This is a genomic window from Argonema galeatum A003/A1 (assembly GCF_023333595.1).
In the GTDB taxonomy this organism is placed as follows: Bacteria; Cyanobacteriota; Cyanobacteriia; order Cyanobacteriales; family Aerosakkonemataceae; genus Argonema; species Argonema galeatum.
Genome location: NZ_JAIQZM010000001.1, coordinates 605,009 through 629,800 on the forward strand (window position 1 = coordinate 605,009; position 24,792 = coordinate 629,800).

Consider the following 24,792-nt stretch of genomic DNA (forward strand, 5'->3'; position numbering starts at 1 on the left):
TTTTACCGCAGATGAAGACAGATGAACGCAGATAAACGCAGATAAGAATAATCACAGGAATTTTTGAGGTAACCGATGCGTAAGGACATGATATGACCAATGACTAATGACTAATGACTAATGACTAATGACCAATGACCAATGACTAATGACAAAACTTTATGTCTTTCAACATTTCCGCCTGGTCAATTAAACAACCCATACCTACCATTGTTCTATTCTTAGTACTGACAATTGGGGGTTTGGTATCATTTCCCGTTCTTGGTATTGATGACTCGCCTAACGTCGATATTCCTTCAGTATCTGTCAGCGTTACTCAGCCGGGAGCAGATCCAGCAGAACTGGAATCTCAAGTTACAAAGAAAATTGAAGATGCCGTTGCTGGTTTAGGCAACATCGACCATATTATTAGCACAGTAAGCGATGGTTCTTCTAGCACAACGATAAATTTTGTTCTGGGTACGAATAGCGATCGGGCCACCAACGATGTGCGTAACGCCGTCGCCCAAACGCGCCAAAGTCTGCCGCAAGACATTAACGACCCCGTTGTCAAGCGAGTTGATTTTGTCGGTGGTTCGATCATGTCCTATGCCGTAGTTTCCGAGCGACTATCGGTAGAACAATTAAGCGATTTAATCGACCAGAAAATCAGCCGCATCCTTTTATCAGTTTCAGGCGTCGGACAAGTCCAGCGGATTGGAGGCGTAAACCGCGAAATACGCATAAATTTGAACCCAGACCGCCTACAAGCTCTAGGCATTACTTCAACTCAAGTTAACGACCAAATCCGTAACTTCAACACCAACCTCCCTGGTGGACGAACCGACATCGGCAACTCCGAGCAAACTGTTCGCACCTTGGGTAGCGCCGCCAGCGTAGAAGATTTGAAAAACTATCAAATCACTCTTCCTAAAGGCGGCTTTGTGCCCCTCTTCAGTTTAGGAGAAGTGACAGACAGCTATGGAGAAGCTCGTCAGGCGGCGCGTCTGAATGGCAAACCAGTGGTTGCTTTTTCCGTACTGCGTAGCACCGGCAGTACTCTTGTCACCGTGGAAGAAGGGGTACAAGATGCGGTCAAGAAACTAGCAAAAACTTTGCCAGCAGATGTCAAGATCGAACTTATATATACGATGGCCGATCGCATTCGTGAATCTTACGAAGCTTCGATAGACGCAGTAGTTTTAGGAGCAGCACTAGCAGTAGTCACCATTTTAATTTTTTTGCGAGACTGGCGAGCGACTTTGATTACGGCGGTGGCGCTACCCCTATCGGCAATTCCCACCTTTGCAGTATTCAAGATGTTGAACTATACCCTCAACAGCATGACTTTGCTGGCGCTGGCATTAGTGGTGGGGATTTTGGTGGATGATGCAATTGTAGAAATTGAGAACATCGAACGGCATATGCAGATGGGGAAAACGCCCTATAAAGCTGCCGTGGATGCTTCTGACGAGATTGGTTTGGCTGTCGTCGCCACTACGATGACTATTGTGTCGGTATTTGCGCCCGTCGCTTTTATGGCCGGAATACCCGGTCAATTTTTTAGACCTTTTGGCGTTACTGTTGCGGTATCGGTGTTATTTTCCCTGCTAGTTGCCCGTACCGTAACGCCGCTGATGGCAGCTTACTTGCTCAAAGATAAGAAACATCATCAGCATCAGCAGGATAATCTAAAAAAAGACATTCTTTCTTATCAGTATCGTCGGGTGTTAACTTGGGCGCTAAAGCATCGAGTGCTGACGCTGATTTTAGCTTTGGGGTTATTTTTAGGCAGCGTTCAGCTATTACCTTATATTCCCACTGGCTTTATCGATCGCGACGATACCGGACTTTCCACTCTCTCCATCGAACTGTCTCCCGGCTCTACTCTAGAGCAGACAGACGGCGCTGTGCAGCAAGCAACCCAAATCTTGAGTACCCATCCAGCTGTAGATACTATCCTCGCGACAGAGGGCGCTCCCGCTGTTTCCGGTGGTGGTAGCAGTGGCGGTGGTGGCCGTGGTGGTGTGAATACTGCCAGCCTCTACGTCAAACTTAAACCAGAGGAAGAACGTCCGCCAACCAAACATTCCAAACATATTGGGCAAATAGAATTTGAACAGGAGATGCTGCCCAAACTTGTGGAAATTCCAGGAGTACGCATCGGTTTTAGCCAAGGACGATTGGGAAGCAAAAAGCAATTGGCGATTTTGCTCAAGAGCGAAAACGGCCCACTCCTGACCCGGACAGCTGAAACGTTAGTCAAACAAATGAGCGAGATATCGGGAATTGTGGAAGTTACATCTACCGCCAGTTTGGTGAAACCGGAGATTTTGGTTAAACCAGACCCTTCGCGGGCGGCGGATCAGGGGGTATCGGTGCTGGCGATCGCACGTACTGCTTCGATCGCTACCATAGGAGACATCGACGCTAATCTCGCCAAGTTCGATTTGCCAGACAGACAAATACCGATACGAGTGCAGTTAACTCCCGAACTTCGCAACGATATCGACACCATCAAGAATCTGCAAGTACCGGGTAAAAATAATACTTTAGTGCCTTTGATGGCCGTTGCCGATGTTAGCCTTGGCAGCGGGCCTTCTCAGATTGACCGATACGATCGCGCTCGTCAAGTATCTGTGGAAGCTAACTTGCAGGGACTTTCTTTAGGAGATGCTCTCAAGAAAGCGAATCAGCAAACATTACTTAAGCAACTACCGCCCGGTGTCACTCAGGAACCTTTCGGCGATGCCAAAGTGATGAAGGATATTTTTAGCGGTTTTGCTATAGCTCTGTCAACGGCGCTACTGTTTATCTACGCTGTCCTCGTTTTGTTGTTTAGCAATTTCCTGCATCCAATTACGATTATGGCGGCGTTGCCCTTGTCTATTGGCGGCGCATTACTAGGACTCCTTGTGGGGCATAGATCCTTGGGGTTATATGCTCTAATTGGTGTAGTGCTGCTGATGGGAATTGTGACAAAAAATTCCATCTTGCTAGTGGATTACGCCTTAATGAATGAGAATGAAGGAAAACCGCTGTTCAAAGCCACCCTAGAATCTGGGGTGGCACGCTTGCGACCAATTTTGATGACTACCATTGCTATGATCGCCGGGATGATGCCGATCGCGTTGGGAATTGGAGCGGGTTCTCAGGTGCGAGCTCCAATGGCGATTTCTGTGATTGGCGGTTTGATGACTTCAACTTTACTTACCCTAGTGGTGATTCCGGTGATTTTCACATACATGGAAACCTTTCAAACATGGTTGTTCAAGCGAGTGCATTTCCATTGAAATTTTGCGATCGGTCATTGGTCCATAGGGAAGAGGGGCTAGGCAAGAGGGAAGAGGGAAGAAGTAAGGTTATTCACCTCTTTCCCCTCTGCTCCTCTGCCCCTCTGCTCCTCTGCCCCTCTGCTCCTCTGCCCCTCTGCTCCTCTGCCCCTCTGCTCCTCTGCTCCTCTGCCCCTCTGCTCCTCTTCCCCAGTCCAGCAGCTACAATACATGATGGAAACAGATAGATAGCCCTATAATCTCGCAATCCGAGCCCGATCGACCATGCGATTCGTATCCGATCCGCCGATTTCCGTTAAAATCTGCAAAATGAAGGAAAGAGTGCGGTGGCAAGAGCCGCCAATTATCCAAAGGGGAATAGATCAAACCCGGATGGTTATAGAAGATGGTTCTGGCGACAGTCCAGAATTTTCATTTTTGGTTGTAGGCGATAGCGGATCGGGAACTCATCGGGGATACAACCCCCAACGAGAAATTGCCGAACTGATGCTGGCACACAAGGAACAAAGTCGTTTCGTGCTGCATACGGGTGATGTTATCTATCTAGTTGGCTCAAGCGAATATTATCCGAAAAATTTTATCAAGCCTTACCGAGAATTTCTGGTAGGCGGCGAACACCCAGAACGGATTGCATACGATCGCATGATCTTCAATCTGCCAATTTTACCAGTGCCAGGTAATCACGATTACTACGATTTACCGATTGTTTTCGGTTTGCTTGCACAGACTGCACTGCCGTTGCGCCGCCTATTCAAATCTAAATTGGATTTCGATGTTGGCTGGCACGGTTCTTTTCAAGGTAATGCCTACGCACAGGCATTTCTCGATTACCTCAAAACTTTCCAGAACCAGGCAGAACTTGACCGTCATCTCGATCGCCATTATATCGCCAAAACCGACACTGGTCGCTGCCTACTTTACGAACCCGGACGTTTTACTCGCTTACCCAACCGCTATTACACATTCCGTTGCGGCGGTATTGACTTTTTCGCGCTGGACTCAAATACCTTTAACGCGCCACCACCACTCCCCGCAACTCGCAAGGGAAAAGCGTTTCGCCGCGAATTGGAAAAACGTCGCAACCAACTCGAACAAGAAAAAGAGCAAATCCTGGAAACCTCTGCCACTTTTAATCCAGACTCACCCGAAGAAGCCGAACAGATGAACGATTTGCACGCCAAATTGGAGCAAATCGAAGAGTTAAAGCTTGACATCGACAAACAACTGGAATCCAACGAAACAACCGTCACAGACTTTGAACAACTTGATTGGCTCAAACAAAAGCTGATCGAATCTTGGCACACAAAAGAAGTGCGCGGACGAGTGATTTATTTCCACCATCCTCCCTACGTAACCGAGGCGACAAAATGGCACCAGTCGCAAACTTTGGCAGTTCGCCTCCGCCTCCGCCAAGTATTGGATGCCGTATCATCAGCAGTCGGTTCCCTGACAGAAGGTCGTCCGTTAGTCGATCTAATTCTAAACGGTCACGCTCACTGTTTGGAATATCTTCGGACTGGCGACACCGGACACGCCGATTCTAATCTCAACTGGATCGTATGCGGTGGTAGCGGTTACAGCCTCCGTCGTCAGCGCATTGAGGGGCCAGAATTAATGGAGACTTTTGAGGACGCTAAGGGCAGTTACACTCGAAAGGTAGCGGAATCTCTGCTTTTTGTGGGTCGCAGCGGACAAGGTTTGGAAAAGCGACGACCTTACTCATTTTTACGAATTGATGTTAAGGACGGACGACCGCCAAAATTTATCGTTCGTCCGTTTATCGCTGAGCGAATTCAGGGACAGTGGCAGAATAGTCAACCGATTTTGGATTTTGAATTTTAGATTATCGTCAAATTCTCTGTTTTCATCGTTGGTTAAATTTTTACCGCAGATGTAGACAGATGAACGCAGATGAACGCCGATAAGAAAAAGAAAAGGAGTTTTTTAGGCAACCGTTGCTGCCGGAGATGATATGAATACATTCGCTTGTTTTTCTTCTAATCCTAAATCCAATATCCAAAATCGATTTGTCACCAAGAAGTCAAAAAATTCCACTTTTCTGGTTCTTCTGGTTCTTCTGGTGTTTCCGGTTTGTTTAAGTTTTTCTGTTGAATTAGATTCTCATATTCTCCTGAATCAACCCATTTCAATAACTCGGCAATTCGCATGACTGACCAGGAACGCCAATGTTCTGTATAGCTCAATATTTTGGTGACCCGATCGAGACTATCAAAGCTATTGGATGAAAACTCGCTAGCTTGGGCAAGGAAATCTTCAATTACAGCATCAGTCAAGTACTCGGAAGGCAAACCTGCGAGTTTAATTAATGCAGTCGTTGCTACATTAATATCTTGACAAGCTAGCAAACCGGCCCGATCGGATGTAAACTTTGCCATCATCAGCCAATTATACAAAGCCAGTTCTATGCCACCAGCTACCAAGCCACCTAATCCCAGTGTGGTATTGCTCAATAAATTTTTCAAAGTTGGCATAACGATCGCGGTTTGGTGGTAAATTATATGCCGACTTTTTATGTGGGCTACTTCGTGTCCCAAGATGTAAAGTAATTCATCTGTATCTAGCCATTCCATCCCCTCTAGATTGATACCGATAATGGGTTTTTCCACTCCAACGGCGTAGGTTTGAATGTAACCTGTACCTCGAAATAGATACAATTCGGTCAGTGGGGTAACATCAAGAATTTGACAAGTTTCTACAAGTGCTTCATGCAGTTGGGGAAAATTTCGGGGCGTGACTCTGATTTGACTGCCAAGGCTTTGCAATCGGAGTAGGCGATCGATCCCGTATTCGTTAATTTTATTGAGCAGTGGGTCAACACCGGGCATCTTTTTTAAAGAGGCTAAGGCTTTGCGATCGAACGGGTGTTCGTAGGCTTCTGGATTCAGTCCAGTTAATATTTTTCTCGTCACGGGGTTTGAGTTCTCTGATATCGTCATAGTCACTTAAGAATCCCCACCCCTAAAGGGGTGGGAGTGTCAATTTCTACTATCAGCGGTTCACCGCATTCATCATTGTTTCGGGATAGCGCAATCCAGCGGCGACGCCTAGTGGTGCTATTTCGTCGATGCGCTGGAGGTCTTCTGGTGTCAATTTCACTTCGACAGAGGCTACATTTTCCTCCAAATATTTGCGTCGCTTGGTACCGGGAATGGGAACGATATCTTCACCCTGCGCGAGTACCCAAGCTAAAGCCAACTGCGCCGGAAGACAACCTTTTTCTTGGGCTATTTCGTCAATACGCTGCACCAGTTCGAGGTTTTTCTGAAAGTTCTCTCCTTGAAAGCGGGGTGTTTGGCGGCGATAATCATCGGGTGCGAGGTCGTCGAAGGTTTTGATTTGTCCTGTGAGAAATCCTCTTCCCAGGGGACTGTAGGCGACGAAACCAATACCTAGTTCTCTACAGGTGCTGAGAATTTCGTCTTCTGGATCGCGACTCCACAGGGAATATTCGCTTTGCAATGCGGTGATGGGATGTACGGCGCAAGCGCGACGTAAGGTTTCCGATCCGGCTTCGGAAAGTCCTAAGTAGCGAACTTTGCCTTCTTTTACCAGTTCAGCCATTGCGCCGACGGTTTCTTCGATCGGTGTATTCGGATCGATTCGGTGTTGGTAATAAAGGTCGATCGCTTCTACGCCAAGACGCCGCAAGCTCGCTTCGCAGGCGCTGCGGACATATTCCGGTTTGCCATTGATACCGCGAAAGGCGGCGTCTTCACCGCGAACGATGCCGAATTTGGTAGCTATAATTACGCGATCGCGGCGATCGCCGATCGCTTTTCCCACCAGTTCTTCGTTCTTGAATGGCCCATACATATCGGCGGTGTCGAGTAAGGTTATCCCCAACTCCAACGCTCTATGAATTGTAGCAATTGATTCGGTATCGTCGCGGTTGCTGTAGAAATCGGACATTCCCATACAACCTAAGCCGATCGCGGAAACAGTGAGTCCGCTTTGTCCTAATTGTCGTGTTTTCATGGTTAATACTCAAAATTGTATTATATTCTGTCGCTATGAGTGTCATAGTCAACCTGGTCTAATAATGATTTCATCAAATGGTAAACAACGGGTACTGGAACAGCATTCCCAAATTGTTTTTTGGCAACATCTTCATCTTCAGCCATTATAAACCTATCGGGAAACCCTTGCAACTTCCCGGCGTCTTTAGCAGAAATAGGTTTAAACTTCTTTTTTTTATAAATTTTCCTAATAAACTTCTGCTTATATTCACTAGGATCTTGACATCCTTCTAGAGAAATCTTCGCAACGTAATCTTTATTCCCTGTTGCTGTCAAGGTAGGAATTATATCTGAATGCGGCAAAAAAATTCTATAAACTCCATTGATACCTGTTAAATTTTTAGAATTGACAAACTCATATCCTTGGTTTTCCACATAACGAACGATATTTTTTTTGATCAGCCGATCCAGTTCTTCTTTTTTGAGGTTGGGTATTAACTCTGCCAAATCTTCAAAAGATAAAGGATTTCCATCTTTTGAGCCATATTTTTTCTTTCTCCTATTTTTCAGGATGGTATGACAAATCAGTTTTTCTCTTTTGGTAGTCCTGATAATATCCCAGGAATGAATGGTGCTGTGACCATCTCTGGTATCGCAAAAGATGAAAAAATCATTTAATTCATCATCTTTCTGAAAACGATTTCTAGAATGGGGAATTTTATCTCCAAATAAAATCTGGGGAGCAACTTTGGTTTTATTAAAATTACTGCAATCTTTCACACCATCAATAAAACTATAGAGTTTGGGTTTAATCTCCAATGGTTCGGGAAAACTAAATTCTTGCTGACTCTCTAAATCCTTTCTTATTCCTACTAGAAAAACTCTTTCACGATTTTGTGGAAGTCCAAAATCATAGGAGTTTAGTAAACGCCATTTTACACAATAACCTATTTCTTGAAAACTTCGCACTAAATATTCAAAGCTTTTTTTATTTAAAGGCTCTATTAAACCTTTTACATTTTCAAATATAAAAACTTTTGGCTGATTTATTTTCACAACTCTAATTGTATCGAACCAAAGTTCGCCTCTGGGATCGTCGAAACCTTTAAGCTTACCAGCTACAGACCAAGGCTGACAAGGAACTCCACCAACTACTACATCTACTGAAAACGGAAATTTATCAATATTGCGAATATCTCCTAAACTTATATCCGCGCTATTGGAATCAGTAATAAAATTTCTTTCATAGACTTTGATAGCTGCTTTGTCAATTTCGGAATAGCCTAAGCATTTTCCCCCCAATTCTGACAAAGCTATTCTAAATCCTCCTATCCCTGCAAATAAATCTACAAATGTAAAATTAAACCTTTCAAAGGTAAATTTGAATGGATGAAATAATTCTAGCTGCTTAATATAATAAACATTTTTAGTGATACCTTTCATCTTGGTTAGGAGAATTTATTGCTAACTTATTAAGATGTTAGTAATTATTACAAAAAATGTTAAAATTGTCAAGTATTTACGTTCGGAATTGCTGACAAATGGCTCTTGGTTTGGAGCAGGAGATTGTTTTCCAAGCCCCAAACCTTACGCCCCGTTCCTAATTATCTAAACAGGGTGGCATTTTCCGGCGCGAATTAAGCCGACGCGACGTGCTAGAGCATCCTGTTGCGAAGCGATCGGCCCCCACTGTTCTACAATGTTTGTATCTTCCTTCCCTTCAACTTGATGACTGGGAATGATATCGCAGTGACCGTCATTGCGCTTGACAATATACCAAGTTTGTGAGTTATCCATATTCACCTAAAAAACAGTTCAGCAACTAAGGTTTTGAAGTTTGTGTATCCTGTAAAAGCATCGGCATTCCCCCTTTTCCAGCACCGAGCATGATAACTTTGGAATTAGAGGAACTCGCGAGTTTCTCAGTAGCTTCAATGCTTCTCAATTGGAGTATTTTATCATTAAGACCTTGAGAAATAATCTTTTGAGAATCAGAGATACCTTTGGCTTCGATGCGCTTGCGATCTGCCTCTTGGCGTTCTTTTTTCAGGACAAATGCCATTCGCTGGTTTTCCTGTTCAGCCTGTAGCTTTTCCTGAATTGCTGACTGGATCTTTTCAGGGATTTGCAGTTCTCTCAACAAAGCTTCTTCGACGACAAAACCAAGAGGAGTTAACTGTTTACTTAACCGTTGGCGGATCTGATTTGCTATCTCTAGGCGTTTACGAGAGTAAATGGCCTCAGCTGGGTAGTTAGCAGTAATTTCACGGACGACAGAACGAAATCTGGCAATGACAATTTCTGTTTCATCGATGCCAATATTTTTGTAAATTGACGCAGCTTTTTGCGGTTCCAGCCTATACTGAAGACTGACATTGGTATTGAAAGCTAATCCTTCTTGGGATGTAGCCTCTATGGTTTCTTGAACATTCCTCAGCCGAGTGGAGAATTTTACAATTTTGGTAAAGGGACTTACAAAGTGAACGCCGGGATTGAGGGAGGTTTCAGAAACTTGTCCTAACGAATCTACGACACCGACATTACCAGCTGGGACGACCGTGAAAAGTTTGGAGAGGGATGCAAATGCAGCAATACCCCCAATCAACAAAGCAATGCCGCGAATCGCCAAGCGATTTCGTTCGCTGACAACACCTCCACCAGTGAGGAATACTAGAACCGATATCAGAGTAATCAAAAGCGAGACAATAAATGACATTAAATTACCTTTATGCTCAGAGATGAAGATTATCCAAATCGATCAGTTGCATGAAGTACACCCCAGAAACCCGGTTTCTTGGAAAAACCGGGTTTCTCTGCACTATCTGATTACCAAGATACACACCCTTGGTTAAGGATAGGTAACCCAAGTTGCTAGTTATAAGATTGGTGACTCTCTTTGGTACGTTGTTGCGCTTTAGCGCTTTTGTTACAGCTGGGATAAGAGCGCTGAAGCGCAACAACATACCCGGCCATGCTATCAAATCTAAAATCCGATTAGCGATGACCGTTGGTCTTACCGTTACCGTTGGTTGCTACTACCTTTTCTGCTAGCTTGTCCGGCACTTCTTGGAGATGATCGTACTTCCAGTTGAAGAAGCCGACACCCATTGTGAGACTTCGCAACTCTACAATAAAGTCGCGCATTTCCGCTTGCGGCAAATAAGCAGTAACCTTATCCCAACCATTCCAATCAGACCGCCCTTCATAGCCCAAAATCTGCCCGCGTCGCCCAGTCAGCAATTGCAACACCTTAGAAGTAAATTCTTTCGGAGTTGATATATCAATTGCCGTAATTGGTTCCAGCAAAGTAGGTTCGCACTTTGGCATTCCTTCCTGCATCGCCAGACGCGCCGCCTGCTTGAACGCTTGTTCCGAACTATCTACATTGTGGTAAGAACCATTAATAAGCGTCACGGCTACATCGACCACGGGGAAACCCAAGGGGCCATGCGCTAGAGACTCCCGCACACCAATTTCCACGCCAGGGATGTACTGACGTGGAACCACTCCGCCCACAATCTTTTCATTGAAGTTGAAGCCTTCCCCGCGAGACAAAGGTTTGATGTCCAGATAAACATCGCCAAATTGCCCGTGTCCGCCGCTTTGGTGCTTGTAGCGTCCGTGAATGGAGGAGACAGGTTTGCGGATGGTTTCTTTGTAGGCAACTTGGGGCAGGTGGGTGGCCATCGGCAGGTTATACTTGCGGCGCAGTCGGTCTAGCGCTACTTGCAGGTGAATTTCTCCCTGACCCCACAGGATGACTTCGCGGGTGTCGCCATGTTGTTCCCAAGCCAAAGATGGGTCTTCTTCGATCAGTTTGGCGAAGGCACTGCTGAGCTTAACTTCATCGTTGCGCTTTTCCGCAGTCACCGCCAAAGCATAAACCGGCGTCAGTTGTTCCGCTTTGGGTAGTTCTGACGCCGGTTGTCCGCTGTTTGTCGATAGGGTATCGCCCGTTTTTATGCCCTCCAAACGTCCCACGGCTACAATTTCACCGGCTTTGGCTTCTTGCAGGCTGTTTTGTTGTTGACCTGTGAGGCGATAAATGCCACCTGCACGCACGCCGTTGAGGACCGCGCCATCTGTGACGGTGCCTTGCCAAACTCGCACGAGGGATAGTTTGCCGCCTTGGGGGGTGAAGTAGGTTTTCAGGACTTGCGCCAGGGGTGCATCGGCGTGGAGGGCAATTCCCCGGTGCTGGAATGTTGTTTCTGGGGTGGGTGCTTCGCGCAGCAGGGCTTCTAGTAGGGGTCGGACGCCGAAATCTCGTTCGGCAATTCCCAGGAATACTGGGACAATTAAGTCTGCCCCCAATTCCATTTTGAGGTCTTGGATGATTTCGTCTTGGGGTGGGTCGATTTCTTCTAGGAGTTCTTCCAAGAGATGGTCGTCAAAGTTTGCCAACTCTTCTAACATTTCTGCCCGCGCTGCGTGTTCCTGTTCTCGGAGTTCGTCGGGGAATGGTATGGGGTCGGCTGGGGCGCCTGGGTGGTAATGGTAAGCTTGTTCGGTGACTAAATCGATAAAGCCGCTGAGGTTTTCTCCTTGGCCGATCGGATATTGGTGCGGTATTAAGGGACGACTGGAGACGGATTTGAGGGCGTGGAGTACGTCCATGAAGTTGCTGTTGGCCCGATCCATTTTGTTGATGAAGACTAGGTGGGGAATTTCCCAGTCGTCGAGGAATTTAAATAGGGGGGCGAGGGTGAGGACGCGATCGCTTACTGGTTCGCAAACTACAACCGCCGCATCCACGCCAATTAGGGCGTTATAAGTTTCTTGGGCAAATTCAACCGATCCGGGACAATCGAGAAATGTGAAACGCACGTCGCTGTATTCGGTGCTGGCGGCTGTTACTTCTACGCTCATTTGGCGATCGCGTGCTTCTGGGGCGCTATCTCCAATTGTGTTTTTATCTTTGATGCTGCCTTTGCGTGTAATCGCACCTGTGACGAACAATATGCTTTCTAGCAATGTTGTTTTGCCGCTCAGATACGGGCCTACGATCGCTACATTACGGAAACTGGAAACGACTTTTTCGTTCATAAATCCTCCTTTACGGCTAGCTGTAGGATTTGCATCTGGTGCAGCTGCCGCTTATGACAGTGTTTGCAAATGTTTTTCGGGTAGTACTGGTGAGTTCGATCGGCGTACAGGTTAGATAAGCAAAATTTTCGCTCAACTCCCCCTACGAGCTATGGTGTAGATTTTGATAGAAATCGTTTAGTAGGTTGAGGTTACTTTGTCTGGATTAACTCACCTATTTGAAAACTTACCTTGTATTTAGTCATAAGTTAACCCCTATTTAACACACTGTCATAAAAATTTGATTTGGGTTTAAAATAAATATTTAACTTTATTAACTTAAAATAATTTTTATTGCTAAATTCTTACTTATATTGCATTTGGTGACATTTTTTGAGAGTGCTTGCTATTTTATGGAGCCGAATTATGTCCTATAACCAATTCACACTTACAAAAGCTAAAAAAGATTTTCAGTTAACCATCGTGGAGGGAACTTGTTTGTTTCCTTCTGTTCAACCAATTAATCCTAGCCCCAGATTAACGAGCGAGCTAGAAGATTTGCCTTGGACTATTGCAGTCGGTTCAGAAAAAGCCAGATCTGAGGCTATTGTTTACCCAGTCCTTCAAGAAGTCCGACGCATTCAAAACCGCCAAATCAGTCTATTTTCGGGACGAGAATTCAATGTTGACCCAACTTGCGATCTCACCGGGTATGTGGATTTTTTAATTAGTCGTTCGCCTGAACAATTGATTATTGAAGCTCCTGCGATCGTAATTCTTGAAGCGAAGAAAGCAGATCTTAATGAAGGTCTTGGTCAATGCCTTGCTGAAATGGTTGCAGCACAGCGTTTTAATGAAGCAGCACAAAATTCAATTTCAACTATTTATGGCTGTATCAGCAGCGGTACTCAATGGCGCTTTCTTAAGCTGGAGGGGACAACAGCAACGATCGATCTGACTGATTATCCCCTCCCGCCTGTCGAGCAGATTTTGGCATTGTTGGTGTGGATAGTTGAACGGGGCTAAGTTGAGGCGATCGGCATCAAGTGAGTTTGATATTTCTCTTTAGATCGGTAAAATAGTAGAGGTTGCTCCAATTTACCATGTATTCGATTATGCGCGATAACACAACAACTATGGGTAAAGTTTTCACCACTCTCACGATTATCAATCGTGCCGACCAAATTTTGGCAACTCGTGGCGTTATTTCTCTAGAAGAAATTCGTTCTGTCACCTTGAAAAATGTTCTGGTAGACACAGGGGCAACAACCCTATGCCTACCACCAGAGATTATTGCTCAACTGGGATTAGAATTACTTAAAGAAGTAGATGTTTCTACTGCTGTGGGAATCAGTAAGGCTAAAATATTTCGAGATGCCACCATTTCTATGTGTGGGCGGGAAGGAACTTTTGAGTGTTTGGAGCTACCGGGGGGACGAGATGCGTTGCTAGGAGTAATTCCCTTGGAAGCATTGGGTTTGGAACCGGATTTGCAAAAACAAACCTTGCGAGTGTTGCCTTCAGAATCTGTGGATACTTATTTGACGATTCTTTGAAATTATGAGGAATGAATTCATTCCTCACAACTCAAAAATTTTCTAATTAACGCAAGTTGCTAGTTATATAGTTGAGGCTGGTATTAGGTACGTTGTTGCGCTTTAGCGCTCTTATTACAACTGGGATAAGAGCGCTAAAGCGCAACTACATACCCGGAAAGCAAGTAACTAGCAACTTGAGTTAATTACCGAGCTGACGCTTGTGGTCTGCCGCCTCGTTTGGCAATTTGCTGCTGCAAGGCTTCCAGACCTTTGGCGTATTGCGGGTCTGCTTTGGTGCCAATTTCGTCGCGATTGCGGCCTAACTCCTGGCGTTGGGTATCGTTGAGTTCGATCGTCACATCGGGGATAATCCCGGCGTGGTTGATATCGCGACCGCTGGGGGTGTAGTATTTGGCGATCGTTACCGCCATTCCCGAACCATCGCCCAGTCCCCGCACCGATTGCACTAAGCCTTTGCCGAAGGTTTTTGTGCCGACTAGGACACCGCGCCCGTTATCTTGCAGGGCCCCTGATAGAATTTCGCTGGCGCTTGCCGATCCGCCATCGACCAAAACGACTAAGGGTTTATCGCTGAGTTGTCTGTTGTTTGCTTTCTGGCGATCGCTTACTCCCTGGCGGTCTACCGTTGAGACAATGCCCCCATCTTTGATCCACATCCTGGCGATGTCGATGCTGGCGTAGAGGAGTCCCCCTGGGTTAGAACGCAGATCCAAAACGTAGCCAGAGACTCCCTGCTTTTCTAAAGCTTGAATTGCTGTACGCATTTCTCCTGCTGCGTTGGCGCTGAACTGGTTCAGGCGAATGTAGCCAACACCTCCGGGGATATCTTGGCTGCGACTGTAGCGGACTGGATGGATTTCGATGCGATCGCGTTTGAGCGTAAACATTTTTTGCTGGTTGTTCCGCAATATAGTCAGCCTCACTTCTGTACCCACTGGGCCTCGGATCAAGTTGACTGCATCGCTGACTTCCATTCCTTCGGTACTCTTGCCATCTATCTTCAGGATGATATCCTTGGAAAGAACGCCTGCTTTAGCAGCTGGTGTACCTTCAATTGGCGCGATGACAACGAGTTTTTTGCTTTCTTCATCTTGGGAAAGCTGGATACCGACACCTGTAAGTTCCCCGGAGGTGTCGATTTGCATACTCTTGAACTCTTCGGGGTCCATAAACCGGGTGTAAGGATCGCCCAGTTTCTTGAGCATTTCCCGGATAGCCTTGTAAGCTTCTTCTTTGCTGGTGTAATTCCGGCTCAGATACTCGTTCCGGACTTTCTGCCAATCAACCTGGTTGAACGTGCCATCCACGTAGTTGCGATCGACTATTTGCCAGACTTCATCCACGATCTCTTTCGGACTATCGCGAAAGAAAGCTTGACTTGACAGGTGAATACCAGCGCCGGTTACTGCCACAGTCGTTAGTACTGCGGCTGTTGCACCTAAAATGAGTCCGCGTTTTGTTATGTCCATCATTACTCTACTGAGCCGGAAGGGAAAAACTGCAATGGGAGTAAGCCCAATTTAACACAAGCTTTTTGTGGAAAAGTTCAGTACATACCACTATTGTGCTTAACCAAATTCAACATCGAACATTTCTTAAGGATCGATCCAGCGATCGTCTGCTTTGATTAAGTTGATTAACTCCTCAACACCTTGAGACTCTGGTACTTTTTTAATTTCTTCTCTGCCGCGATACAGGGAAATATAACCTGGTTGTTTGCCGACATAACCGTAGTCGGCATCCGCCATTTCTCCAGGGCCGTTGACAATGCAACCCATTACTGCTATGTCTAACCCCGTGAGATGTTTGGTAGCTTCCCGTACCTGGTGGAGAACTTCTTCTAGGTTAAATAATGTGCGACCGCATGAGGGGCAGGCGACATATTCCACCATTGTTTTCCGCAATCCCAGAGCTTGCAGAATACTATAGCAGACGGGAATTTCTTTTTCCGGGGCTTCCGTGAGGGAAACCCGGATGGTATCGCCAATGCCGTCTGCTAAAAGTGTAGCAATTCCAGCAGTAGATTTGATGCGACCGTATTCGCCATCTCCAGCTTCCGTGACGCCCAAATGCAGTGGGTAATCCATACCCAGTTCATCCATCCGTTGTGCCATGAGGCGATATGCTGCTAGCATTACGGGGACTCGCGAGGCTTTCATGGAGATAACCAAGTTGCGGAAGTCGAGAGATTCGCAGATGCGAATAAATTCGATCGCAGACTCTACCATACCTTCAGGAGTATCGCCGTAGGTAAAAAGCATTCTTTCAGCGAGAGAACCGTGATTGACGCCGATTCGCATGGCTTTACCTTGATCGCGCAGGGAAACGACCAGAGGTTCTAAAGTTTCGCGGATTTTTTCACCAATTTCGTCAATTTCAGATTGAGTGAATTCGGTTCGCTCCGATTTCGGTTTTTCAAATACATACAATCCCGGATTAATCCGCACTTTATCGACATATTTGGCAACTTCCAGCGCAATTTTCATGCCGTTGTGATGCACATCGGCAACTAGCGGCACATATTGGTAAGTTTCAAGCAATTTCTGTTTGATTTCCGCTAATGCTTTGGCGTGTCCGAGACTTGGCACAGTAACGCGGACAATTTCGCAGCCAATCTCGTGCAAGCGACGAATTCCGGCCACCGATCCTTCGATGTCGAGGGTGTCTTCGTTGATCATCGATTGTACCACGACCGGGTAGCCACCGCCGATCGTGACGTTTCCCACCTTAACGGGGCGGGTTTTGCGCCGGTTGATGGTGGTGTCGAAGGTGGGTTGACTCTTCAGGGTTGGGTTGGGTAGAGTTTGCATAACCTGTTTTTTACTTTTTCGGTTCTTCTCTGTTTCTCAGGTTGCCATAGAAGGGGACAATTTTGGCTGTTGGGGTGGGAGTAAAGGGGGGCAGAAGAGATACTTGCCAGTGACCCTATACCTGGAGAATTTGTCTATACTCTAATGTAAATACTCAGTAGCAAGAATCTGTTCGTTATGAAATTCCCAAAAATACGGGTGGATCTCAGAGCGGTCACCACTCAACGCTGGTTCAAACCCACTGCCATAATGGTTGCCTCGACTCTTGTTTTTATTGTAGTAACCACTGTATTAGGTCTGCTAGTGAAACCTTTTGGAAAACAATTGGCTAAAGTTCCTGGTGTGGGTGGAATTTTTGAACAATTCTGCCTGGTAGTTTTTATTGATTGCCAAAGTATTGAAGAAGCTTATTTGATCGACGACCCAAATATGAACTTATACCAAAATCCTAGTTTAGATGAAAACGAAAAAACAAGGATAAATAATAAAATGACCGCTTATGAAGAAGCCGTAACTAAAAATAAAAATGACGCGGCTGCATGGACTAATTTAGGAGAAGCTAAAAGAAGATTAAGAGATATAACTAAAGCTTTAGATGCTCACAAAAAAGCTCTGGAAATTGACCCCAATCTGGAACCTGCATTGGTAGGGTTAGCTTTAGCTCAAATGGACTCTTATAAGGAAGATAAAGGAGCCATTCAATCTCTATCAAGAGCTATTAAGATAAACCCAAAACGCGCTATTAGTTATTTTTATCAAGGAATTATTTTTTATGAACGAAAGCCGCCAGAGCTAGATGAAGCGATGGCAGCCTATGATAAATCTATTGACATAGACGAAGACCAGCAAGAAGCTTATCATGGCTTAGGGCTGGTTTTGTATAATCAAGGCAAATTTGACCAAGCTATTAATACTTACAAGAAAACCAGTCTTATCTATGATACAAATCATCCAAAGATGTATAAGGATTATGCAGATGCTCTGAAAGCTCAAGGCAAAAACAAGTTAGAAAGTGCAATATCTTTTTATCAAACGGCTATAGAGCTAGACCCTAAAAATGCTAAATATTACTATAGCTTGGGCGATGATCTATTCGCTCAAGGCACACTAGATGAAGCGGTTGTTGCTTACAAAGAAGCAATTCGCCTCAATTCTCAGTATGCAGAGGCTCACTCTAGCTTGGGAATTACTCTGCATAACCAAGGGAAATTCGATGATGCGATTGCTGCGTATAAGGAAGCGATTCGTATCGAACCCGATAATCCCGACAAGGCGGCTCAACATCGCAACTTAGGGATAGCTCTGCATAATAAAGGCAAGGTAGACGATGCAATTAATGAGTACAAAAAAGCAATTGAGATCGATCCCAAGGATGCCACAGCTCACTCAAACTTGGGGTATGCTTTCCACCAGCAAGGCAAAATACCTGATGCGATTGAGGAGTACAAGGAAGCTATTAGTATCGCTCCCGATGCAAGAACTCATAATAATTTCGGAATAGCTTTGGCAAAGCAAGGCGACATAGCGGCGGCAATTACTAATTACCGGGAAGCAGCTCGCCTTGATCCCAACTATGAGCGTGCTTACTCGAACTTAGGAGATGCGTTGAAAGATCAAAATCAGCTTGCAGGAGCAATTGCTGCATATTATGAAGCCATCCGTATCAATTCTAACAACCCAGTGACTCACAAGAATTTGGGGTTGGCTCTGTACGATCAAGGTCAGCGAAAAAAGGCAGTAGAAACTCTTAAAAAAGCTAAGGAATTATTTAAAAAACAAAGCAATACACAACAAGCTGATAAGATTGACGAGATGGTAAAGCAATTGGGAGAGAAGTAAAAAAGATTAGGCAGTTATAGAATAATTTGGAGTCTCAAAGATGATAGAAATCAAAGAAATAATCAGCGAAGAGTTAGAAAAGCTCAATGAAGAACAACTTAGGCAAGTTGCAGATTATATCGCTTTTGTCAAGTTTCACGCCCGACGTGCTAGCTTGCGGGAAAATGAAAGTAAACTAGCATTGCTATACAGTGAATTTGCAGAAAAAGATCGAGTATTTGCTGAAGAAGGAATGGACGAATACGCAGAAATGTTGAGGAACTCAGATTGACAATTACCGTCAAGCGAGGTGAAGTATGGATTGCAGACCTAAATCCAACCCAAGGTTCTGAACAAGCAGGGATCAGACCTGTAATTATTTTTCAAAACGATATTATTTCTCAATTTACAACTACAGTCCTCGCTATTCCACTAACAACAAACCTGCGTCGTGCTTCTCTACCAACCTGTTTGCTGATTCTTAGCGGTGAAGCTGGATTAAATCGGGATTCAGTTGCCTTATGCTATCAAATGCGCGTTCTCGATAAAACTCGATTGCAAAGAAAACTGGGTGAATTGAATCCAGATACAACAACTAGCTTGGAAGAAATAATGTTATTGACTTTGGGCTACTGATTTGCAACATACTCTCGCGTACCAGTCCTACAACCAAATGCGATATGCCGTAGGCATATCGCACTTTTTTACTAAATGCGATCGCACTCTCCCGACGAGATGTTCCGAGAGAACCTGATATGATGGTGGTATTAAAAAAGCTAGCTGCTGATGGCTTACTCAAACGATATGTAGAAATAGGATCGCCTCGTGACAGATGGGAATTGACTTCTGAAGGCAGTATTCTACTGAGAGAGGAGATAGAAGAGAGAAAAGATGACTAATCGGTTATGCAATTGTGCGTGAAAAAAGCGATCGCACCGGCCCCCAATATTGTACCAGTGATTTTTTTAATAACACAAAATGTTAACAAATTACATACAAGCGGCGATGCGCCTAGCTAAATACGAAATCCTCAGCGCTGATGGCAGCTTCTCTGGGGAAATTCCAGGGTTTGAAGGAGTTTGGGCTAATGGTTCTACTCTGGAAGAATGCCGAGACGAATTGCAGTCAGCGTTAGAAGATTGGATTTTGGTAAAAATTGCCGATCGCCTGCCTTTGCCAATTGTAGATGGAATTGAAGTAAAAGGTGAAGATTATAACATTAACTCACAACCAGCTAATGTTTTAGCCAATATTAAGCCAGAAAGTGCAATTGATGACCTCAGTTATGAGCGATCGGCAGACTTGTCTAAATCTAGCAAAAGCTCTATTTGGAATCGAATATCAATTATTAAAGGTGATATTACTAAACAACGGGTGGATGCGATCGTCAACACTACCGATCCATACTTTTCGGGTAGTGGTGTTGTAGATGCTGCTATTCACCGTGCAGCGGGTGATGAGCTTCGAGAAGAATGCGATCGACTAAATCGGTCTTCTAGAAGTGAAGCTAAAATTACCAGTGGTTATAACCTCCCAGCACGGTGGGTCATTCATACAGTTGCGCCCCTCTGGCAGAAGGGTAATAATAATGAGGATCGGATGTTAGCCGTGGCTGAATGCTATCGGAACAGCTTGGCTTTGGCTGAAGAATACTCGATAAAAACGATCGCTTTTCCAGCCATCAGCAGAGGACTGTTGGGTTTTCCAAGGGGAATAGCCGCTAGAATTGCTGTCCGTGAAGTTAAAGGTTTTCTTGAGAAGAATAGTTCGGTTGAGAAGGTGGTTTTTGTTTGTTTGGAGGAAAAATATTACAATCACTACTTGAATGCTGTCAAAGAAATTATTGAATAATGGTAATACTGTTGATTTGAGTTATTGTATAGCCAGTGGTTAAAATCGATCATGCGATCGCACTCTTTGAGCAAATGCGATCGCACTCCATCCTCCTTAAACTAAGTATCTATACTAATCCAGGTAGGCGGCAGAGTCGGGAGATTGCCTGTTTTGTTGCCTTAGACTACCGAGTAGGCTCAGCATTTGTGCCAAAATTGATATCAACCAACGATTCGAGTAACAGCGTCACGGCGCTGCGGCAATCTGATGCTGGAGAAAACACTGGGTGGGCGCTACCAAATTATCAGTCACTTGGGAGGAGGAGGTTTCGGTACTACCTTCGTAGCGGTGGATAGGCATCTACCCGGCAATCCTCAGTGCGTTGTCAAGCAACTGAAGCCGAAAACTGCCGACAATCCATCGGCTTTGCAGGCGGCAAGGCGGTTGTTTAATCGGGAAGCAGAAGTTTTATATCAGTTGGGAAATCACGATCGCATTCCGCGACTTTTTGCCCACTTTGAAGAAGAACAAGAATTTTATTTAGTTCAAGAATTCGTTGAAGGACACGAACTTAAGCAGGAATTGTCAGCGGGTCAGCAATTAAATGAAGCTCAAGTTATTATTCTGTTGCGCGAGCTTGTGGAAATTTTAGTGTTTGTCCATCAACAAAATGTAATTCATCGAGATATCAAACCTTCTAATTTAATTCGGCGCAGGCAAGATGGAAAGGTGGTTCTGATTGATTTTGGTGCGGTCAAACAATTCAGTTCTCAGGTGATTAATTCGGAAGGTGAGACTAGCTTAACTATTGCTGTTGGTTCACCAGGATATATGCCAAACGAACAGATGGCAGGTAAGCCGCGTTTTTGCAGCGATATTTTTGCTGTGGGAATCATTGGTATCCAAGCTATCACGGGGATAAGTCCCAGGAAATTACCGGAAGATCCCAGAACTTGCGAAATTGTTTGGCGCAATTTTGTACAAATTAGTTCTGAGTTTGCTGATGTTTTAGATAAGATGGTGCGCTACGACTTTCGTCAGCGTTACCAATCGGCTGATGAAGCGTTGTTAGCGCTCAATGCTATATCGACAATATCTTTAACGCCAGCACTACCAATAGCGTTAACAGGTGTTAGTTCCGACATTAACTCATTACCAACGGAAACGATACTTTCCGACGATCTTAGTTCTGAGTGTGGAATAGACTACTCTCGGTTCCGGGATCTACTAGCTACTGAAAAATGGCAAGAGGCTGATGAGGAAACTAGAGATTTGATGCTCAAGGTATTTCGTAAAGAGACTAAAGACTGGCTCAGTAAAGAAGAAATGGAGAAGTTTCCTTGTTTGGATCTCCGCACTATCGATCGACTATGGGTAAAGTACAGTAAAGGACATTTCGGCTTTAGCGTGCAGCAGCGCATCTGGCAAAGTATTGGTGGGAAACCCGACGCAGATTACACAACATATTGTCATTTCGTCGATCGTATAGGTTGGCGTGTGGAGCTAAACTGGCTTTCTTGGTTTGATCTCACTTTCTCCTTAAACGCTCCAGAGGGACATTTACCTGTAGGATTAGGGCGAGGGATGGTAGGTTTTGGGTTGGCTTTCTTTTCTCGCCTCGAAGCTTGTGGATTGGACGAGCAAACTGATGTTTTGTCCAACATCAAGCTAGAAAATCCAACTGATGACCTCAGTTCTGAACGAGGAGTAGGCTATACGCAGTTACGGGATTTACTAGCAGCAGGAAATTGGAAAGAAGCCGATCGCGAAACTAAATCTGTCATACTTCAGGCAGTTGGTCGAGAACAGGAAGGTCGGCTGATAGTAGAAGATATGGAAAAATTACCCTGCTCTGACTTACGCACGATCGACAATCTCTGGGTGAAATACAGCAACGGTCGCTTCGGTTTTAGCGTGCAGAGGCGTATTTGGGAAAATATGGGGGGGAAAAAGGATGCAATGAGGGATGCAGATTATCAAATCTGGCGCAATTTTGGCGAACAAGTGGGATGGCGCGTCAATGGCTCTTGGTTAAATACGGATGAACTTAATTTCACATTAAAGGCTGCTGTCGGTAATCTACCGACACTTCCCAATCGCAGGTGGTGGGAGTTGAGCTATTATCTTATCTCTCGTCGCGTTGAGGCTTGTGGATTGAACGAGCCAATTGATGTTTCGTCTAACATTAAAGAAGAAAATCCAACTGATAACCTTAATTACGATCGGGGAGTAGACTCCGATCGGCAGAGCCAAAATTCTATTAGCAGCCGAATAGCGATCGTTAAAGGTGATATTACTAAACAACAGGTGGATGCGATCGTCAACACTACCGATCTATACTTTTCGGGTAGTGGTGCTGTAGATGCTGCCATCCACCGTGCAGCGGGTGATGAGCTTCGAGAAGAATGCGTTCGACTAGAGGGATGCGCTAGAGGTAAAGCCAAAATTACCAATGGTTATAACCTACCAGCACGGTGGGTTATTCATACAGTTGGTCCCCTATGGGTGAGGGGCAGTAATAACGAAGATATGATGTTGGTGTTGGCTCAATGCTATCGAAACTCCTTGGCCTTAGCTGAAAAATACTCTATACGAACAATTGCTTTTCCAGCCATCAGCACAGGAGAATTGGGTTTTCCAATGAAACTAGCATCTAGAATTGCTGTCAGCGAAGTTAAAGGTTTTCTTGAGAGTAATACTTCTGTTGAGAAGGTAGTCTTTGTTTGTTTTGAGCAAAAGTCTTACGATTGTTACTTGACTGCTGTAAAAGAAATTATTGAATAATGCTAATGCTGTTGATTTGAGTGATGCTAGGCTAAGCCTGGTTTTCTCCGATATCGAAAAGCGAGATGCCTGACATACTTGAGCAACTTGCGGTATTTTGTTCATATCAGCCCAGTTCGTTAAAACGAAGATCGAGTAGCCTATAGAAGTTGAGTCATTTGCGCGATAGAATTATAAGTTGGTCAAAACAAAGGCTATGATTATAAACGCAACCATTAATGATGCGAATGAAATCGCTCGCATTCATGTCGAGGCATGGCGTGCCGCCTACAAAGGAATTGTTCCTGACTCCTATCTTCTGAACTTGTCTATTGAAAAAAGAACAAAGAATTGGCATAATGCACTCTCGAAATCAACAAATGGGACAATGCTTGCATTAAATCAGAGCGATAGAATTGTTGGCTGGGTATCCTTTGGTTCATGTCGCGACGATGATGGGATGGGTATAGGTGAAATAAACGCGATTTACCTATTGCCCGATCATTGGGGAAAGAAAATTGGAAAAGAACTGATGATTTTTGCTGAAAGTGAACTTACCAATATGGGCTATAAGGTAATAACCCTCTGGGTACTTGAATTAAATCATAGGGCTAGACGATTTTACGAAAAACTAGGATATAAATATGATGGCACCGCAAAAAAGCATAATTTTGATGGCCTTGTTTTGGATGAATACAGATATAGAAAAACTGCCCAACAAGGCGATGCACTCGAAGAGCTAAGGGAGGACGAGGATTCATGAGTCGAGCCAGCATGATTATTCAATGGTCTGATGAATATATCACCTATAATCTTGGCTCAAACGTGGACAGATTTGGAGCGATTCGAGATCGAAACGATCGCAGCGTTGATTTCAAAACTAAAGGTGGTTTGAATTATGGAAGCATCAACAACGATTAGAAAAATGATGGCTGGTAACAAAATAGTTGTGCCATCCTATCAGCGTGCGTACTCATGGGATACCCCCGTTGAGAAGACAGACAGGAATACTCAGATTGATGTATTTCTGTCAGACTTGGAAGAATACAGTAAAAGCAATGTAGATAGTCCGTATTATTTTGGTCACTTTCTTTTTGAGGCAAAAAATCAAGAATTTTATGTGATAGACGGGCAACAGCGTCTGACAACCATTGTTATATTTTTTTCTGCTCTTTTTGCAAAGCTGAAAACTATAAAAAATCTGAGCGAGGATGAAGAAACCTGTTATGAGGACATAGTTAAACGGCGCAGTACAATACGCTTTTCCACTGTGGATTACGACAAATGGAATTGCGCCCAATTAGAACTGAAACCGACTATCAGGAAGCCCTTCGAGAGATAGAGTTACTATTTAATGCCGCCCCAAACACTCCTGAGTACGATCGATTAGATATACTCAGCACCTTAGTGGAAGCCTACGAGAAGAAACAGATTCCGATTGCAATCCCCGATCCGATCGAAGCGATTCATTATTACATGGAAACTCGTGGATGGTCTCGTCGCGATCTGGAGCCATGTCTCGGTAGTCGGGCTAGGGTATCTGAGGTGTTATCTCGTAAACGTTCCTTGACCTTGGAGATGATTCGGAAGTTGAATCAAGAACTGGGGATTCCCGCTGAGATTCTTATCCAACCCTACGAGTCGGTACAAATCCCCGCGTAACAATCGCAACTTGGTATAATCCCGAATCATGATCAACCACCTTGGGCCCACTCAGGACTAGGCTCAACTTGCC

The 24,792-nt window shown here is 44.8% G+C and carries 24 protein-coding genes; 15 read left to right on the top strand and 9 right to left on the bottom strand.

Translation table 11 applies throughout. The features are described from left to right. Window positions 1-161: 161 nt before the first annotated feature. A complete protein-coding gene (locus LAY41_RS02910; RefSeq protein WP_249093853.1) occupies window positions 162-3,272 on the top strand; it encodes an efflux RND transporter permease subunit in 3,111 nt (1,036 codons plus the stop codon). 38 nt (window positions 3,273-3,310) lie between these two features. On the opposite strand, the gene LAY41_RS02915 is transcribed toward LAY41_RS02910, so the two are convergent. Further along, complete coding sequence (locus LAY41_RS02915) at window positions 3,311-3,484, bottom strand: hypothetical protein (RefSeq protein WP_249093855.1); 174 nt, start codon at window positions 3,482-3,484, stop codon at window positions 3,311-3,313. A gap of 97 nt (window positions 3,485-3,581) precedes the next feature. Here LAY41_RS02915 and LAY41_RS02920 point away from each other — a divergent pair, with 97 nt between their 5' ends. Next, a complete protein-coding gene (locus LAY41_RS02920; protein WP_476726972.1) occupies window positions 3,582-5,114 on the top strand; it encodes a metallophosphoesterase family protein in 1,533 nt (510 codons plus the stop codon). Window positions 5,115-5,302: 188 nt separating this feature from the next. Here the strand turns inward: LAY41_RS02920 and LAY41_RS02925 are convergent, their stop codons facing one another. The 6 genes from LAY41_RS02925 to LAY41_RS02950 all read right to left on the bottom strand — a co-directional run bounded on the left by LAY41_RS02925 (window position 5,303) and on the right by LAY41_RS02950 (window position 12,295). Further along, the gene (locus LAY41_RS02925; protein WP_249093858.1) at window positions 5,303-6,229 is read right to left on the bottom strand and encodes a M48 family metallopeptidase; all 927 of its coding nucleotides are present in this window, start codon (window positions 6,227-6,229) and stop codon (window positions 5,303-5,305) included. A 52-nt stretch (window positions 6,230-6,281) separates the two neighbouring features. Then, on the bottom strand, window positions 6,282-7,268 hold the full coding sequence (locus LAY41_RS02930; RefSeq protein ID WP_249093859.1) for an aldo/keto reductase: 987 nt from the start codon (window positions 7,266-7,268) through the stop codon (window positions 6,282-6,284). 20 nt (window positions 7,269-7,288) lie between these two features. Beyond that, window positions 7,289-8,692 carry a DNA cytosine methyltransferase gene (locus LAY41_RS02935; RefSeq protein ID WP_249093862.1) on the bottom strand — a complete coding sequence of 468 codons (1,404 nt, stop codon included), beginning with the start codon at window positions 8,690-8,692 and terminating at the stop codon, window positions 7,289-7,291. 165 nt (window positions 8,693-8,857) lie between these two features. Then, window positions 8,858-9,046: a DDE transposase family protein gene (locus tag LAY41_RS02940; protein ID WP_249093864.1), complete on the bottom strand. Its 189-nt coding sequence runs from the start codon at window positions 9,044-9,046 to the stop codon at window positions 8,858-8,860. A 25-nt stretch (window positions 9,047-9,071) separates the two neighbouring features. After that, window positions 9,072-9,965, bottom strand: a complete 894-nt coding sequence (locus LAY41_RS02945) for a prohibitin family protein (protein ID WP_249093866.1) — start codon at window positions 9,963-9,965, stop codon at window positions 9,072-9,074. A gap of 278 nt (window positions 9,966-10,243) precedes the next feature. Further along, the gene (locus LAY41_RS02950) at window positions 10,244-12,295 is read right to left on the bottom strand and encodes an elongation factor G (RefSeq protein ID WP_249093869.1); all 2,052 of its coding nucleotides are present in this window, start codon (window positions 12,293-12,295) and stop codon (window positions 10,244-10,246) included. A 405-nt stretch (window positions 12,296-12,700) separates the two neighbouring features. Here LAY41_RS02950 and LAY41_RS02955 point away from each other — a divergent pair, with 405 nt between their 5' ends. Continuing rightward, complete coding sequence (locus LAY41_RS02955; RefSeq protein WP_249093871.1) at window positions 12,701-13,300, top strand: hypothetical protein; 600 nt, start codon at window positions 12,701-12,703, stop codon at window positions 13,298-13,300. A 77-nt stretch (window positions 13,301-13,377) separates the two neighbouring features. Continuing rightward, window positions 13,378-13,830 (top strand): retroviral-like aspartic protease family protein, encoded by a 453-nt coding sequence (locus LAY41_RS02960; RefSeq protein WP_249093872.1) that lies wholly within the window; start codon window positions 13,378-13,380, stop codon window positions 13,828-13,830. 185 nt (window positions 13,831-14,015) lie between these two features. Here the strand turns inward: LAY41_RS02960 and ctpC are convergent, their stop codons facing one another. Together ctpC and ispG are read right to left on the bottom strand one after the other, a co-directional pair. Then, window positions 14,016-15,302: a carboxyl-terminal processing protease CtpC gene (gene ctpC / locus LAY41_RS02965; RefSeq protein ID WP_249094057.1), complete on the bottom strand. Its 1,287-nt coding sequence runs from the start codon at window positions 15,300-15,302 to the stop codon at window positions 14,016-14,018. A 126-nt stretch (window positions 15,303-15,428) separates the two neighbouring features. Continuing rightward, entirely contained in the window at window positions 15,429-16,643 is a 1,215-nt protein-coding gene (gene ispG / locus LAY41_RS02970; RefSeq protein WP_249093875.1) for a (E)-4-hydroxy-3-methylbut-2-enyl-diphosphate synthase, read from the bottom strand. A 177-nt stretch (window positions 16,644-16,820) separates the two neighbouring features. On the opposite strand from ispG, the gene LAY41_RS02975 reads away from it, so the two are divergent. The 11 genes from LAY41_RS02975 to LAY41_RS03025 all read left to right on the top strand — a co-directional run bounded on the left by LAY41_RS02975 (window position 16,821) and on the right by LAY41_RS03025 (window position 24,719). Further along, window positions 16,821-18,482, top strand: coding sequence for a tetratricopeptide repeat protein (locus tag LAY41_RS02975; RefSeq protein ID WP_249093876.1), 1,662 nt, complete (start codon window positions 16,821-16,823; stop codon window positions 18,480-18,482). Window positions 18,483-18,522: 40 nt separating this feature from the next. Beyond that, window positions 18,523-18,753, top strand: coding sequence for a hypothetical protein (locus LAY41_RS02980; RefSeq protein WP_249093878.1), 231 nt, complete (start codon window positions 18,523-18,525; stop codon window positions 18,751-18,753). Next, on the top strand, window positions 18,750-19,097 hold the full coding sequence (locus LAY41_RS02985) for a type II toxin-antitoxin system PemK/MazF family toxin (protein ID WP_249093880.1): 348 nt from the start codon (window positions 18,750-18,752) through the stop codon (window positions 19,095-19,097). The genes LAY41_RS02980 and LAY41_RS02985 overlap by 4 nt, the downstream gene beginning before the upstream one ends. 119 nt (window positions 19,098-19,216) lie before the next feature. Beyond that, entirely contained in the window at window positions 19,217-19,360 is a 144-nt protein-coding gene (locus tag LAY41_RS02990; RefSeq protein WP_249093882.1) for a hypothetical protein, read from the top strand. A 79-nt stretch (window positions 19,361-19,439) separates the two neighbouring features. Further along, entirely contained in the window at window positions 19,440-20,312 is an 873-nt protein-coding gene (locus tag LAY41_RS02995) for a macro domain-containing protein (RefSeq protein WP_249093884.1), read from the top strand. A 35-nt stretch (window positions 20,313-20,347) separates the two neighbouring features. After that, window positions 20,348-20,650, top strand: a complete 303-nt coding sequence (locus LAY41_RS03000) for a hypothetical protein (RefSeq protein ID WP_249093888.1) — start codon at window positions 20,348-20,350, stop codon at window positions 20,648-20,650. Beyond that, a complete protein-coding gene (locus LAY41_RS03005) occupies window positions 20,562-23,078 on the top strand; it encodes a GUN4 domain-containing protein (protein WP_249093890.1) in 2,517 nt (838 codons plus the stop codon). Before LAY41_RS03000 ends, LAY41_RS03005 begins: the two co-directional genes overlap by 89 nt. A gap of 196 nt (window positions 23,079-23,274) precedes the next feature. Further along, entirely contained in the window at window positions 23,275-23,820 is a 546-nt protein-coding gene (locus LAY41_RS03010) for a GNAT family N-acetyltransferase (RefSeq protein WP_249093892.1), read from the top strand. Beyond that, complete coding sequence (locus tag LAY41_RS03015) at window positions 23,817-23,978, top strand: hypothetical protein (protein ID WP_249093894.1); 162 nt, start codon at window positions 23,817-23,819, stop codon at window positions 23,976-23,978. The genes LAY41_RS03010 and LAY41_RS03015 overlap by 4 nt, the downstream gene beginning before the upstream one ends. Continuing rightward, window positions 23,956-24,399 (top strand): DUF262 domain-containing protein, encoded by a 444-nt coding sequence (locus LAY41_RS03020; protein ID WP_249093896.1) that lies wholly within the window; start codon window positions 23,956-23,958, stop codon window positions 24,397-24,399. Before LAY41_RS03015 ends, LAY41_RS03020 begins: the two co-directional genes overlap by 23 nt. Continuing rightward, a complete protein-coding gene (locus LAY41_RS03025; protein WP_249093898.1) occupies window positions 24,342-24,719 on the top strand; it encodes a helix-turn-helix domain-containing protein in 378 nt (125 codons plus the stop codon). Before LAY41_RS03020 ends, LAY41_RS03025 begins: the two co-directional genes overlap by 58 nt. Window positions 24,720-24,792: the final 73 nt, after the last annotated feature.

What these genes read in the sequence shown, in the direction of transcription:
- LAY41_RS02910 (WP_249093853.1), top strand. Translation starts at nt 162, where the DNA reads ATGTCTTTCAACATTTCCGCCTGGTCAATTAAACAACCCATACCTACC.
- LAY41_RS02915 (WP_249093855.1), bottom strand. Translation starts at nt 3,484, where the DNA reads ATGTATTGTAGCTGCTGGACTGGGGAAGAGGAGCAGAGGGGCAGAGGA.
- LAY41_RS02920 (WP_476726972.1), top strand. Translation starts at nt 3,582, where the DNA reads ATGAAGGAAAGAGTGCGGTGGCAAGAGCCGCCAATTATCCAAAGGGGA.
- LAY41_RS02925 (WP_249093858.1), bottom strand. Translation starts at nt 6,229, where the DNA reads ATGACGATATCAGAGAACTCAAACCCCGTGACGAGAAAAATATTAACT.
- LAY41_RS02930 (WP_249093859.1), bottom strand. Translation starts at nt 7,268, where the DNA reads ATGAAAACACGACAATTAGGACAAAGCGGACTCACTGTTTCCGCGATC.
- LAY41_RS02935 (WP_249093862.1), bottom strand. Translation starts at nt 8,692, where the DNA reads ATGAAAGGTATCACTAAAAATGTTTATTATATTAAGCAGCTAGAATTA.
- LAY41_RS02940 (WP_249093864.1), bottom strand. Translation starts at nt 9,046, where the DNA reads ATGGATAACTCACAAACTTGGTATATTGTCAAGCGCAATGACGGTCAC.
- LAY41_RS02945 (WP_249093866.1), bottom strand. Translation starts at nt 9,965, where the DNA reads ATGTCATTTATTGTCTCGCTTTTGATTACTCTGATATCGGTTCTAGTA.
- LAY41_RS02950 (WP_249093869.1), bottom strand. Translation starts at nt 12,295, where the DNA reads ATGAACGAAAAAGTCGTTTCCAGTTTCCGTAATGTAGCGATCGTAGGC.
- LAY41_RS02955 (WP_249093871.1), top strand. Translation starts at nt 12,701, where the DNA reads ATGTCCTATAACCAATTCACACTTACAAAAGCTAAAAAAGATTTTCAG.
- LAY41_RS02960 (WP_249093872.1), top strand. Translation starts at nt 13,378, where the DNA reads ATGTATTCGATTATGCGCGATAACACAACAACTATGGGTAAAGTTTTC.
- ctpC (WP_249094057.1), bottom strand. Translation starts at nt 15,302, where the DNA reads ATGGACATAACAAAACGCGGACTCATTTTAGGTGCAACAGCCGCAGTA.
- ispG (WP_249093875.1), bottom strand. Translation starts at nt 16,643, where the DNA reads ATGCAAACTCTACCCAACCCAACCCTGAAGAGTCAACCCACCTTCGAC.
- LAY41_RS02975 (WP_249093876.1), top strand. Translation starts at nt 16,821, where the DNA reads ATGAAATTCCCAAAAATACGGGTGGATCTCAGAGCGGTCACCACTCAA.
- LAY41_RS02980 (WP_249093878.1), top strand. Translation starts at nt 18,523, where the DNA reads ATGATAGAAATCAAAGAAATAATCAGCGAAGAGTTAGAAAAGCTCAAT.
- LAY41_RS02990 (WP_249093882.1), top strand. Translation starts at nt 19,217, where the DNA reads ATGATGGTGGTATTAAAAAAGCTAGCTGCTGATGGCTTACTCAAACGA.
- LAY41_RS02995 (WP_249093884.1), top strand. Translation starts at nt 19,440, where the DNA reads ATGTTAACAAATTACATACAAGCGGCGATGCGCCTAGCTAAATACGAA.
- LAY41_RS03005 (WP_249093890.1), top strand. Translation starts at nt 20,562, where the DNA reads ATGCTGGAGAAAACACTGGGTGGGCGCTACCAAATTATCAGTCACTTG.
- LAY41_RS03010 (WP_249093892.1), top strand. Translation starts at nt 23,275, where the DNA reads ATGATTATAAACGCAACCATTAATGATGCGAATGAAATCGCTCGCATT.
- LAY41_RS03015 (WP_249093894.1), top strand. Translation starts at nt 23,817, where the DNA reads ATGAGTCGAGCCAGCATGATTATTCAATGGTCTGATGAATATATCACC.
- LAY41_RS03020 (WP_249093896.1), top strand. Translation starts at nt 23,956, where the DNA reads ATGGAAGCATCAACAACGATTAGAAAAATGATGGCTGGTAACAAAATA.
- LAY41_RS03025 (WP_249093898.1), top strand. Translation starts at nt 24,342, where the DNA reads ATGGAATTGCGCCCAATTAGAACTGAAACCGACTATCAGGAAGCCCTT.